The organism is Stenotrophomonas sp. GL_111, from assembly GCF_057835245.1.
Map to the genome: position 1 here is coordinate 3,436,814 of NZ_CM174421.1, position 12,330 is coordinate 3,449,143.

At 68.0% G+C, this 12,330-nt stretch carries 9 protein-coding genes; 2 read left to right on the forward strand and 7 right to left on the reverse strand.

Going from position 1 to position 12,330, the window contains the following annotated elements; genetic code table 11:
* Positions 1 to 101: 101 nt before the first annotated feature.
* The 6 genes from AC3IPM_RS15295 to AC3IPM_RS15320 form a co-directional block, all read right to left on the reverse strand.
* Positions 102 to 638, reverse strand: coding sequence for a GNAT family N-acetyltransferase (locus AC3IPM_RS15295; protein ID WP_489300859.1), 537 nt, complete (start codon positions 636 to 638; stop codon positions 102 to 104).
* Positions 631 to 3,756 carry an efflux RND transporter permease subunit gene (locus AC3IPM_RS15300; protein WP_489300861.1) on the reverse strand — a complete coding sequence of 1,042 codons (3,126 nt, stop codon included), beginning with the start codon at positions 3,754 to 3,756 and terminating at the stop codon, positions 631 to 633. The genes AC3IPM_RS15295 and AC3IPM_RS15300 overlap by 8 nt, the downstream gene beginning before the upstream one ends.
* A complete protein-coding gene (locus AC3IPM_RS15305; RefSeq protein WP_489300862.1) occupies positions 3,753 to 4,829 on the reverse strand; it encodes an efflux RND transporter periplasmic adaptor subunit in 1,077 nt (358 codons plus the stop codon). Before AC3IPM_RS15305 ends, AC3IPM_RS15300 begins: the two co-directional genes overlap by 4 nt.
* A gap of 208 nt (positions 4,830 to 5,037) precedes the next feature.
* A complete protein-coding gene (locus AC3IPM_RS15310; RefSeq protein ID WP_489300863.1) occupies positions 5,038 to 7,098 on the reverse strand; it encodes a TonB-dependent copper receptor in 2,061 nt (686 codons plus the stop codon).
* Positions 7,099 to 7,172: 74 nt separating this feature from the next.
* Entirely contained in the window at positions 7,173 to 7,625 is a 453-nt protein-coding gene (locus AC3IPM_RS15315) for a DUF2946 family protein (RefSeq protein ID WP_489300865.1), read from the reverse strand.
* Between the two features lie 183 nt (positions 7,626 to 7,808).
* On the reverse strand, positions 7,809 to 8,792 hold the full coding sequence (locus AC3IPM_RS15320) for a LysR family transcriptional regulator (RefSeq protein ID WP_489300866.1): 984 nt from the start codon (positions 8,790 to 8,792) through the stop codon (positions 7,809 to 7,811).
* 193 nt (positions 8,793 to 8,985) lie between these two features.
* Here AC3IPM_RS15320 and cysK point away from each other — a divergent pair, with 193 nt between their 5' ends.
* Positions 8,986 to 9,945, forward strand: a complete 960-nt coding sequence (gene cysK, locus AC3IPM_RS15325) for a cysteine synthase A (RefSeq protein WP_489300868.1) — start codon at positions 8,986 to 8,988, stop codon at positions 9,943 to 9,945.
* 225 nt (positions 9,946 to 10,170) lie between these two features.
* Complete coding sequence (locus AC3IPM_RS15330) at positions 10,171 to 10,770, forward strand: O-acetyl-ADP-ribose deacetylase (protein ID WP_489300869.1); 600 nt, start codon at positions 10,171 to 10,173, stop codon at positions 10,768 to 10,770.
* 1 nt (position 10,771) lies between these two features.
* Here AC3IPM_RS15330 and AC3IPM_RS15335 read toward each other — a convergent pair whose 3' ends face one another.
* Positions 10,772 to 12,118 (reverse strand): M1 family metallopeptidase, encoded by a 1,347-nt coding sequence (locus AC3IPM_RS15335; protein ID WP_489300870.1) that lies wholly within the window; start codon positions 12,116 to 12,118, stop codon positions 10,772 to 10,774.
* Between the last annotated feature and the right edge of the window lie 212 nt (positions 12,119 to 12,330).

Genomic DNA, 12,330 nt, shown 5'->3' on the forward strand with positions numbered 1-12,330 from the left:
GGAACGTCCCCGTCGGCTGGGACCCGGTCGATTCTCCACGATCCGCGCCGGGCTGCGTAGTGTCAATTTCCATGAATGGGCGGCTTTTGCCACCCCGTGGCTCAATCGAGCGTGCTGCGGGTCCGCGCGAAGCGGCGCAGGTCGTGCAATGCCCCCCGCTTGAATACGGCGTGGCGGGCCCGGCCTTCCTCGATGAAACCGTTCCCGAGCAGCACCCGTGCCGAGCCTTCGTTGAAGTCCAGCACCTCGGCCTGCAGCCGGTACAGGCGCAGGTGATCCATCGCCCAGGGCGCGAACAGGCCCACCACGCGGGTCATCCAGCCCTGCCCCCAGTAGTGGCGGCCGAGCCAGTAGCCCAGCTCGGCGCTGTGCACGCGCTCGCCCGCACCGGGACGCACGCCGATGCTGCCGCAGGCGGCACCCTCGATCTCGATGGCCAGGTTGAGCGTGCCCGGCGGCAACACCCGGCCGCCGAGGAAGGCTTCCCCATCGGCCTGGGTGTACGGATACGGGAAGCGGTCGGCCAGGCCGCGCGAAACCTGCGCGTCGTTGGCATGGGCCAGCAACGCCCCTAGGTCGTCGCTGCGCCAGGGGCGCAGCACGACGTTCTCACAGATCAGACGCAGTTGCTCAGGCATGGCCACCCACCGAAGGCGTCTGTGCTTCCTGGCGGGCCAGTTCACGGGCCACCGCTTCGGGTGAACGCGTGTACGGCGCCAGCCGTGCGTAGAACGCCGGCACCACGAACAGCGACAGGAAGGTGGAGACCGCGACGCCGAAGATCACCACGATGCCGATGGTGCCACGGCTGGCCGAGCCCGGGCCACCGGCCACCACCAGCGGGATCGCGCCGACCACCGTGGCAATGGAGGTCATCAGGATCGGGCGCAGCCGCACCACCGACGATTCGACGATGGCCTGGTGCACGTCGCGGCCCTCATCGCGCAGCTGGTTGGCGAATTCCACGATCAGGATGCCGTTCTTGGCCGCCAGGCCGACCAGCATGACGATGCCGATCTGGCTGAACAGGTTGATGCTGCCACCGCTGACGTACAACCCCAGCAGCGCGCCGAGCACGCCCAGCGGCACCGTGAGCATGATCACCAGCGGGTGGATGAAGCTCTCGAACTGCGCGGCCAGCACCAGGTACACCACCAGCAGTGCCATGGCGAAGGTCAGCAGCACGGCGCCACCGGCGTTCTGGTACTCGCGTGATTCGCCCTTCCAGTCGATCTGCGCGTGCTGCGGCAGCTCTTCGCTGGCGGTCTGCTGGGCCCAGGCGATGGCCTCGCCCAGCGGATAACCCGGGGCCAGGCCGGCACTGATGGTGATCGAGCGCAGCCGGTTGAAGCGGTTGAGATTGCCGGCCTCGGCGATTTCGCTGAGCGTGACCAGGTTCGACAGCGGCACCAGCTCACCGCTGCTGGCACGGACCCGGATCGCGGCCAGGTCGGTGGGCGTGGCACGCCCGTCGCGACCGGCCTGGACCAGCACGTCGTACTCCTCGCCGTTGTCGACGAAGGTGGTGACCCGGCGCGAGCCCATCATGGTTTCCAGCGCCGAGCCGATCGCAGTGACCGACACGCCCAGATCGGCGGCACGCTGGCGGTCGATGTTGACCCGCATCTGCGGCCGGGTTTCCTTGTAGTCCGAATCGGCGCCGACCAGGCCCGGATTGGCGGCCATGCGCACCAGCATGCGGTCACGCCACTGCGCGATCTCGGCATATTCCGGGCCCCCGAGCACGATCTGGAACGGCTGGCCCTGGCTGCGCACCAGGCCGCCGCCGACCTGGGTACGCACGCGCACACCGCGCATGCTGTCCAGTTCCTTCTGCAGTTCGTCGGCCACTTCCGGGGTGCCCTGGCTGCGCTGCCGCCACGGCTGCAGGAACACGCTGACGCGGCCGGTGTGCATTTCCTCGCTGGCACCGAAACCGCCGGGCACGCGCGGATTGGCGCGCACGATCGGCTTGTCCGGGCCGACGTGCGGTGCCAGCAGCGCCTCGACCTGCTGCACCTGGGCCACGGTGTAGTCGTAACCGGCGCCTTCCGGGCCGTCGATGATGATCTGGAACGAACCACGGTCTTCGGCCGGAGCCAGTTCGGACGGCAGCAGGTGCAGCAGCAGCGCGCTGGCCAGCAGCGACAGCACCATCACCACGATGTAGATCCAGGTGCGCCCCACGTGCCGTTCCAGCACGCGGCCGTAGGCAGCGGAGACACGCGCCAGGCCGCGGTCGATGAAACCATGCAGGCCGCGCGGTGCGCGCCCGGTGTGCGGCTTGAGCAGCTTGGAGGCCATCATCGGGGTCAGCGTGAGCGACACGAACGCGGACAGCGCCACGGCTGCGGCCAGGGCCACGGCCAGTTCGCGGAACAGCCGACCGGTGTTGCCTTCCAGGAAACCGACCGGCAGGAACACCGCCACCAGCACCGCGGTGGTGGCGATCACGGCGAAGGCGACCTGGCTGGTGCCGCGCTTGGACGCTACCAGCGGCGGTTCGCCCAGGTCGATGCGGCGCTGTACGTTTTCCACCACCACGATGGCGTCATCCACCACCAGGCCGATGCACAGCACCAACGCCAGCAAGGTGAGCAGGTTGATCGAGAAGCCGAACGCATACAGTGCGATGAACGCGGCGATCAGGCAGACCGGCACGGTCACCGCCGGAATCAAGGCGGCACGGAAACTGCCCAGGAACAGCCAGATCACCGCCAGCACCAGCAGCATCGCCTCCACCAGGGTGGCGTAGACGCGGTCCACCGCGGCTTCGATGAAGGTGGTGTTGTCGAAGGCGACGAAAATCTGCGTGCCCTGCGGCAGGGTCAAGCCGACCCGTTCGGCCTCGGCGCGCGCGGTGCGGGCGACATCCAGCGAATTGGCGGTGGAGGTCTTGACGATGCCCAGGCCGATGCCCGGCTCGCCATTGCTGCGGTAGTAGGCGCGACGTTCGGAAGAGGCCAGTTCGATCTTGGCCACATCGCCCATGCGCACCACGTAACCGTCCTTGCCCTTGCCCAGCGGGATGGTGGCGAAGTCCTCCGGCTTGACGTAGTTGCGCTCCACGCGCAGGGTGAAATCGCGGTCGGTCGATTCAATGCGACCGGCCGGCAGTTCCACGTTCTCGTTGCGCAGGGCGGTTTCGACATCACCCACGGTCAGGCCGCGCGCCGCGAGTTGATCACGGTCCAGCCAGATCCGCATCGCATAGCGCTGGCGGCCACCGATGCGCACCTGGGCGACGCCGTCCAGGCTGGAGAAACGGTCGACGACGTAGCGGTCGGCGTAGTCGCTCAGCTCCAGCGTGTCCATGCTGGAGGACACCATGTTGAACCAGATGATGGGATCGGCGTCGCTTTCGACCTTGGCGATTTCCGGCGGCCGCGCCTCTTCGGGCATGCGGTCGGCAACGCGGCTGACCGCGTCGCGAACGTCGTTGGCGGCCGCTTCGATGTCACGGTTGGAGGTGAACTCGATGCTGACCTGCGCGCGGCCGTTGGAGCTGCGCGCGTTGATGGTGTCGATGCCTTCGATACCCGCCAGCGCATCTTCCAGCACCTGGGTGATGCGGCTTTCGATGACGGCGGCGGAGGCGCCGGTGTAGTCGACCGAGACCGAGACGATCGGCGGGTCGATGGCGGGCAGTTCGCGCAGGGTCAGGCGGGTGAACGACATGATGCCGAGCACCACCAGCAGCAGGCTCATCACCACGGCGAATACCGGGCGCTGGATCGAGATGTCGGAGAGCTTCATCCGGCAGCGTCCGCCACCGGCTTGGCCGCAGGCGCGGGATCGGCACGGTCCTGGACCTTCAGACCGGGGCGCAGCTTGCCGGTGCCGTCCACCACGATGCGGTCACCGGCCACGAGGCCCTCGCGGATTTCCACCACGCCGGCGCGGCGCGCGCCACTACGCACGTCGACGCGTTCGACGCTGTGGTCGGCCTTGACGCGGTACACGAACGAGTCGCGACCCACCTGGACGACGGCGATCTCGGGAATCACCAGCGCCTGCCGCTCGGGGCGGAACATGCGCACGTCGAGCAGCATGCCCGGGCGCAGCGCGTGGTCGGCGTTGATGAAGTCAGCACGCACGGTGATCGCACGGGTGCCGGGATCGACACGGGTGTCGATGGTGGCGACGCTGCCTTCGAAGCTGCGGCCGGGATAGGCCACGCTGGTGGCGCTGACCTTGTCGCCCGGGGTGAGCGAGGCCAGTTCGGCTTCGGGCACCTGGAAATCGACGTGCATGCGCTCGATGTCGTCGAGCGTGGCAATGCTGGTGCTGGGGGTGACCAGCGAACCGGCGCTGACCTGGCGGATGCCGAGCACGCCGGCGAAGGGTGCGCGGACGCGGCGGTCGCCGATATCGGACTGCATTTCGCGCACGCGCGCTTCGGCCGCGTCGCGGATGGCGCGCTGGGTGTCCAGGGTAGCGCTGGCGACCAGCTGCTGGGCAGCCAGTTCGCGCTGGCGTTTGTACAGCTGGTCGGCCTCGGCGAAGGTGGCCTGGGCCTGCAGCAGGGCCGCTTCCTGGGCCTGTCCACGCAACGTCACCAAGGGGGTGCCGGCGCTGACCTGCTGGCCGCTCTGGAAGTGCACGGTCTCGATGATCTCGCTGACCTTGGCGGTGATCGTCACCGACTCGCGGGCCTTGGCGGTACCCAGCGCCTGCAGGGTGTCGCTCCATGCGGAGGGCTGCACCACCTGGGTGGTGACCGGCACCTGTTCGGCCTGCCGGCGCGCGGCTTCGTCCTTGCTGCCACACCCGGCCAGAATGGCCAGGGTCAGGCCAGCGGCGATGCGCGCTGTGATGCGTCCCAACATGAAGTACAACCCCTTCGATTCCACGACCGGGGAGTGTATCGGCCGCTGCCGCCCGGGCATATGTGCCAAGCGTTTACCGGCGCCGGGTGACGTACGCAACCCCTTTCGTGCTGGAGGGGTGCGGCGTGTGTCGCTGTGTATCAGTGCGTGTCCGAAACGGGTACCGACCCCTGGCCGGTACCCGCTGTATACAGGCGATGGATCCCGCTCAATAGCGGTAGTTCACCTTCATCCACGCCGTCCTTCCCGGCTCATTGATGCGCACCGGATCGGCCGGGAAGCCGAAGTCGGCGCTGCCGGCCAGGTTGAGGTGTTCGCTGTAGGCGCGGTCGAACAGGTTGTCGATGCCGGCGCTGAGCTGCAGGGCCTCGCTGATCCGGTAGCGGGCGTTGAGCGCCAGCGTGGCAAAGCCAGCACTCGGACCGAGGTCACGGGCGACCACGTTGCCCTGGCCATCGGCGATGCGGTGCTGCTGCGCGACCACCCGTGCCAGCGCGCCCATGCCCCAGCGCGCGCCGTCCCAGTTGGCGCTGAGGCGGGCTTCCAACGGTGGCATCTGCGGCAACGCGCCTCCATCGCTGCGGTTTTCACCCCATGCGTAGGCCAGCGTGCTGCCCAGCTTCCACCGCTCACCCAGCTGCAGCTCGGCCCCGGCTTCGGCACCGGCGATGCGCGCATCGACGTTGCTGGCTGCGGTCATGCTGCCCATCATGCCGCCGTCGTGATAGGTGAACAGGATGTAGTCCTGGAGGCGCCCGGCGTAGGCCGACACCCAGGCATTGAGGCGGTCGGTGCGGTACTGCAGGCCCAGGTCGAGCTGGGTGGTGCGTTCGGGCTGCACGCCACTGAAGGCGTTCACCGTCCCCATCGGGCCACGGTCGGCGGAGAACAGTTCCCAGTAGTCGGGCATGCGCTCGCTGTGGCCGATACCGGCATACCACGTCAGCGCGGGCGCGATATCGCGCTCGAAACGCACGAAGCCGCTGCCGAGCTGTTCGCGGCGCTGCGTGCCGAAGGTCGGATTGGGCATGCCCATCATGCCGGTGGTCGCGCGTTCGTCGCGGGCCGTGGCGCGGTCGATGCGCAGGCCACCGACCCAGCGCTGGGCGCTGCCTTCGCCCAGGGTGATCTCGGTGAACGCGCCGAGGTTCTCCAGCCGTGCGTCGGTCTGCCAGGGCTGCTGCCGATAGGTGTTGCGGCCCATGCCGCTGCGGCTGCGATGGCGGCTGTCCTGCGCATCCATGCCGGCGACGATGGCGATCTGCTGCCAGCGCCATTCCGAGGCGATGCGGCCGCCGGTGGTGCGGCGATCCACATTGGCCGCCATCGGCATCGGCATGGCGCTGTGCGGGTTGGGTGTGCGCAGGGTGTAGTTGTCCATCAGATGGTCGGCGTCGTTGTAGTAGACGTTGGCCAGCAGCTTGTCCCAGGCCCCGGGCAGGTTGTCCTTCTCGAAACGCGCGGCGTAGCTGGTGCGCTTGAACGCGGCGCCATCCATGCCGCGACCGGCGTAGCGGGCGATCGCATCGCCGGTCCCGGCCGACAGCTCCAGCACGGTATCGGCATCGGGCGTCCAGCCCACCGCCACGTCGCTGTTCCACTTGCGCCACTTGGATGGCACCACGTCGCCGTTGCCGTCCTTGTAGTCGTCCGCTTCGGAGCGGTTGCCGTTGACCCGCACATAGCCCTGCGCAGCACCGGCGGTGAGGTCGAGCACCTGGTCGTTGCGGTTGCGCGAGCCGACCAGCGCGCTGGCGTTGATGTCCACGCCGGGCGCATCGAAGCGCGGCGTATCGCGCTCGAAACGCACGGTGCCGGCCGAGGCACCGGCACCCCAGCGCACGCTCTGCGGGCCCTTGATGATGGTCAGGCGATCGAAGGTCTCCGGGGCGATGTAGGACAGCGGGTTGTCCATCCGCGACGGGCAGGCGCCGATCAGGTTGCCTTCGTTGCTGACGATGTTCAGCCGCGAACCGAACATGCCGCGCAGCACCGGGTCGCCGTTGGTGCCGCCGTTGCGGATCGCCGCGAAACCTGGAACGGTCTTGAGGTAGTCGGCGCCATCGCTGGCCGGTACCGGCTGGCGTGGCAGGCGTGGGTCGGTGACCCAGTGCAGCGGCGAGGAGGGGGCGGTGGCGGTGACCACCAGGGTATCGAGCGTGCGTGCGTCGTCACGCTCGGCGGCGTGCAGCGGGAGCGTCAGCAACGCCAGGGAAAGGGAAACCGACAGGCGCGTCATTGCGCCCGTACAGCGGGAAGAAACCATCATGTGGAACTCCAGAAAACGCACAGGCGCGCGCCGCCATCACGGCGTCGCGCAGCAGGAAAGGAAGATGCGTCGAATCAGGCGTTCAACGGCGGGCCGCGGGCACCATGGGCGGGCCAGTGCAGGCTGCGCGGCGTGGTCACGGCGCGCAGCACGCGCGGCGCGATCACCGGCAACGCCGGCAACAGCAGGATCAAAACCGCCAGCCACGGCATCAACCGCGAGGCCATCAGGCAGTACTCGCAGGCCTCGCCATGCCCGGCGTGTTCGTCCATCGGTGGCGAGGCGGAAGGCGCATGCGTGTGCAGGTCATGCCGCGATGTGTCAGCCATCGGCATAGCGTGGTGCGCATGCCCGGGCGACGCGGCGGCTGGCGGCATCGCGTGGACCATGCCCGTGGGCATCACCATCACCGGCGCTGCGGCATGCGCCTGTTGCCAGCGGCTGACCAGTGGCGCCAGCGCCATCAGCAGCGTCGCCACGAAGGCGAGCTGCAGCAGGACGGCATACGGGCGACGGCGGACATTCACCCGGGCATGGTAGCGCCCGACCGTCGGCCGGGCGGCCTGACGCCCTGCGACCAACCGTCGCAGCGGCCCTCTCGAAGCCTTACCGAACCCCTCAAGCCATCTGGAGAAAAGCCCCCTTCTGTTGAAGGGGGCGCGCCAACGGCGCGGGGTAGAGGGAGAATGCGCGAGCAGCCTTAACCGTCTTTAGACGGTGATGGTCTGCGTCAGCGATTCCCAGGTCGGCGGCAGCGGCCAGTTGGCCTCCTGGTTGCCGTCGATCACCCGGCGCAGGTCGCGCGTATCGATCTGCGGGGCCAGCACATGCACCAGTTCCAGTGCGTAGTCGCGCAGCACCCGGTCACGCGGCAGCACCGCCCAGGCGATGCACTCATCGATCGGCGCCGGTGCCGGCCACGCGCGCAGGTCTTCATCGCTGGCGTTGACCGCCATTTCCGCCAGCAGGCCCACGCCCAGGCCGGTGCGCACATAGGTCTTGATCAGGTCCGCGTCCAGCGCGGTCAGTGCGATGTCCGGGGTCAGCCCGGCGCTGGCGAAGGCCCGTTGCAGCGAGGACGTGCCGCGGGTGGAGGATTCGTAGCTGATCAGCGGCTGGGTCGCCAGCGCCTGCAGGTCCGGGGCCGGGCCGGGGCGGTCCAGCACATGCCCGCGCGGCACCAGCACCAGCCGCCGCCAACGGTACAGCGGGATGGCGATGCCGGCACTGGGTTCGGCCCCGGCGGTGGAGATGATCGCGATATCCGCGTCGCCCTGGCTGAGCAGGTCCAGCGCATCGCTTTCGGCAGCCTGCTGCAGGTGCACGCTGACCTGCGGGTAGGCCTGCTTGATCCGCGCCACCGCCGGCGGCAGCACGAAGCGCGCCTGGGTATGGGTGGTGGTGAGAATCAGCTGGCCTTGGCTTTCACGGCGCTGGTTGGCCGCATAGGTGCGGATGTTGTTGGCTTCGGACAGCACTGCGCGGGCGCGGCCGATCACTTCCACCCCGGCCGGGGTCACCGCTTCCAGGCTGCGGCCCTTGCGCACGAACAGCAGGAAACCCAGTTCATCTTCCAGCTGCTTGAGCTGCTTGGACAGGCCGGGTTGGGTGGCGTGCACACGCGAGGCGGCCAACGTGATGTTGAGCTCGGCGTCGGCGATGGCCACCAGATAACGGAGTTGGGTCAGCGTCATGGGCGTGTGGCACGGCAGGCGGAGGGAGGGCAATCCGACTGTAGGGCAATTGCCGTCACCAGCTTATAACCAAATGTTGTTTATGAAGGGTATCAGGTCATTTCCCGGGCGCATATGCCGGGGCTACGGTCAGCCGGCCTACCCTGTCCCCTGCCGCGCCGGTCGCGGTGACCGCACTCCCCCGGAGCATCCCATGGCCTTGTACAACTCGATCCTGGACACCATCGGCAACACCCCGGTGGTCCGCCTGAACCGCCTTGCCCCGCACGACGTCACCGTCTACGCCAAGGTCGAGTCCTTCAATCCTGGTGGCTCGGTCAAGGACCGTCTGGCTCTGGCGATCATCCTCGATGCCGAGGCGCGTGGCGCGCTCAAGCCCGGCGACACCATCGTGGAGGCCACGTCGGGCAATACCGGGGTGGCGCTGGCGATGGTGGCCGCGGCACGTGGCTACAAGTTCGTGGCCACCATGGTCGAGACCTTCTCCATCGAGCGCCGCAAGCTCATGCGCGCCTATGGCGCGAAGGTGATCCTGACCCCGGCCGCCGAGCGCGGGTCGGGCATGGTCCGCCGGGCCCGGGAGCTGGCCGAGGAACACGGCTGGTTCCTGGCCAGCCAGTTCGCCAACCCGGCCAACCCGGCCTACCACCGCAACACCACCGCACCGGAGATCCTGCGCGATTTCGCCGGCAAGCGGCTGGACTACTTCGTCACCGGCTGGGGCACCGGCGGGACCCTGACCGGGGTCGGCGAGGTGCTCAAGGTGGCCCGCCCGGAAACCCGTATCGTGGCCACCGAACCGGCTGGCGCCGCCCTGCTCAAGGGTGAGGAGTGGAAGCCGCACAAGATCCAGGGCTGGACCCCGGATTTCGTGCCGGAAGTGCTCAACCGCGGCGTCTACGATGAGCTGCTCACTATCGATGATGCCCGCGCGATCGAGACCTCACGGCGGCTGGCAGCCGAGGAAGGGATCTTCGTCGGCATCTCCGCCGGGGCCACCGTGGCCAGTGCGCTGGACATCGCCGCGCGCGCCGAAGCGGGCAGCGTGATCCTGGCCATGCTGCCGGACACCGGTGAGCGTTACTTCTCCACCCCGCTGTTTGCGGACATCAACGAAGGCTCCGACGACGACTGGTTGGCCGGTCTGCCCTGATCGCCTCGTTGTACTGGCTGAACACGACGCCCACCCGACCCGGTGGGCGTTGTCGTTTTCATCTCCCATGAAGCCAGCGCCCGGCATCGTGTGAAATGTCGGGCAGTGCTCACCGGGTCGCACTGCCTGAGACGATGATGACGCAGTCTGGATGTCGCCCGCGCTACGGTGCGAGGCAGCAGCGTCATCCGTTGTATGGACCCGGATCAAGAAGGAGTGGCACGCATGAAGATCGAAGTGTGGCAGGGCGACATCACGACCCTGGCGGTGGATGCGATCGTCAATGCGGCCAACGAATCCCTGCTCGGCGGGGGCGGCGTCGACGGCGCCATCCATCGGGCGGCCGGCCCGCGCCTGCTCGCCGAATGCGAGGCCCTGCCGCAGATCCGCCCGGGCATGCGCTGCCCGACCGGCGAAGTCCGCGCCACCGCCGCCTACGACCTGCCGGCGCGGCATGTGTTCCATACGGTCGGCCCGGTCTGGCAGGACGGCCAGCGCGACGAGCCGGCACTGCTGGCCAACTGCTATTGGAAATCACTGCAACTGGCAGAAAAGCTGGAGCTGGAATCCATCGCATTCCCGGCGATCAGCTGCGGCGTGTTCGGCTACCCGCTGCACCAGGCCGCGCACATCGCCGCCACCGAGACCCTGGTCTGGCAGCGCTCGCACCGGCAGCCGCGACGGATCATTCTGGTGGCCTACAACGCAGCGACGTTCAAGGCGTACCAGTCGGCGCTGGCGGCATTGGGTCAACCGATGGAACACACCCCGGCGGCGACCTTGCCCAGCCTGGCGCTGGACCTGCCACCAGCCGCGGCGCTCTGATTCAACCTGCCGGCGTCGCCTCGATGGGGGCGGCGTCCGCGGTGCCGTAAACCCAGCCCTGGAAGAAACCCTGCAACGAACGCCCGGCGGCATGCTCCATGGCACGCTGGAAATCATCGGTGACCACCGATTTCCCGTCATGGGCGCGCGTGTACTCCCGCAGCCCACGCCAGAACACCGCCTCCCCCAGTTCCTGGCGCAGCAGATGCAGCACATACGCCCCCTTCTGATAGACCACGGCGCGATCATCGGCCGAGGGCGCGGTCCAGTCCGAATACACCAGCGCGCGGTCGGCGCCCTTGGCACGCAACGCATCCAGCCGCGTACGCCAGCGCTGCACCTGGGCCTGGTAGGCCGCTTCGCCCTGCGCCTGCTGCAGGTAGGCGGCGGTCATGAAGTTGGCCATGCCCTCGTTGAGCCAGAAGTGCTCCCAACCGGCACAGGTCACCCGGTTACCCCACCACTGGTGCGCCGCCTCGTGCGCCATCAGCGCGGTCTGGCTCGGGTCGTCGAGCACGCTTTGTCCGTAGTCCTCGGACAGCAGTGAAACACCCGCCAGTTCCTGCCCGATCGTGCGCGCTACCAGAGCCTGCGCGTAGTCACCGCGATACGGCAGGCCGGCGCGCGCGGCGAAGAAGTCCAGCATGTCGCCGGTGTGGGCGAACAGCGTCTGCAGCTGGGCTGGCGAACGCGCCACTGACAGGAAGCGAAGCGCGACCTTGCCGTGCTGTTGCGTCGCCTGCTGATAGCGGCCGGCGGCGAAACCGTAGACGTAGGCGGGCATCGGCGTCTCCAGCCGCCAGCGATGCTCGATGCGGCCATCGGCCAGCGTGCGCGTCGGCAGGGCGCGACCGGTCCCGGTTGCCCGCAGGCCCGCCGGCAACGTCACCGCCATGTCCAGCGTCGCGCGCTCATCGGGGGCATCCACCGAGGGCATCCACTGGCTGGTGGAGAAAATCGTGTAGACCTCGTCGCGCTCGGGCGCGAATTCCAGCCCGAAGCTGGGCGCCCCTTGATAGGTGATCTCCAGCGTGGCCGTACGGCCTTCGCGCATCGGAGTGGGCAAATGGATATGCAGTTGACCGTCGCGCTGTTCAAACAGCAACGCACGGCCGGCCTGCTGCACCGAAGACACCTTCAGCGCGCCGCTCTCCAGCGCAATCGATGGCAATCCCGCCTGCACGGCCTTGAAGGTGATGCGCTGCTGCCCCTGCACCTGCCGCGCGGGAATGTCCGGTTCCAGCGCCACTGCGTAATGCAGCACATCGAAGCCGCGCGGCGATGCCGCCGTGGCCTGGCAAGCCAGCAGCAACAGGAGTGAGAGCAACAGCAGTAGGCGCGGACGCATCGTCGTCGAATCCTTTCAGGTGCGTTGGATCACAGAGTCGCAAACGATAGGCGATGCCGTCGCATCGTGTCGGCATATGCCGACAACCACAGTCGTTATTGCCACGAAACATATCCAGTTGTGACGCAATCGACACTTTCAGACATTGGTACCCGGGGGAGGTAGGGGGTTCTTCGTTGTGTCGCGTTTGGCCTGTTGCGGAGGGGCACCGT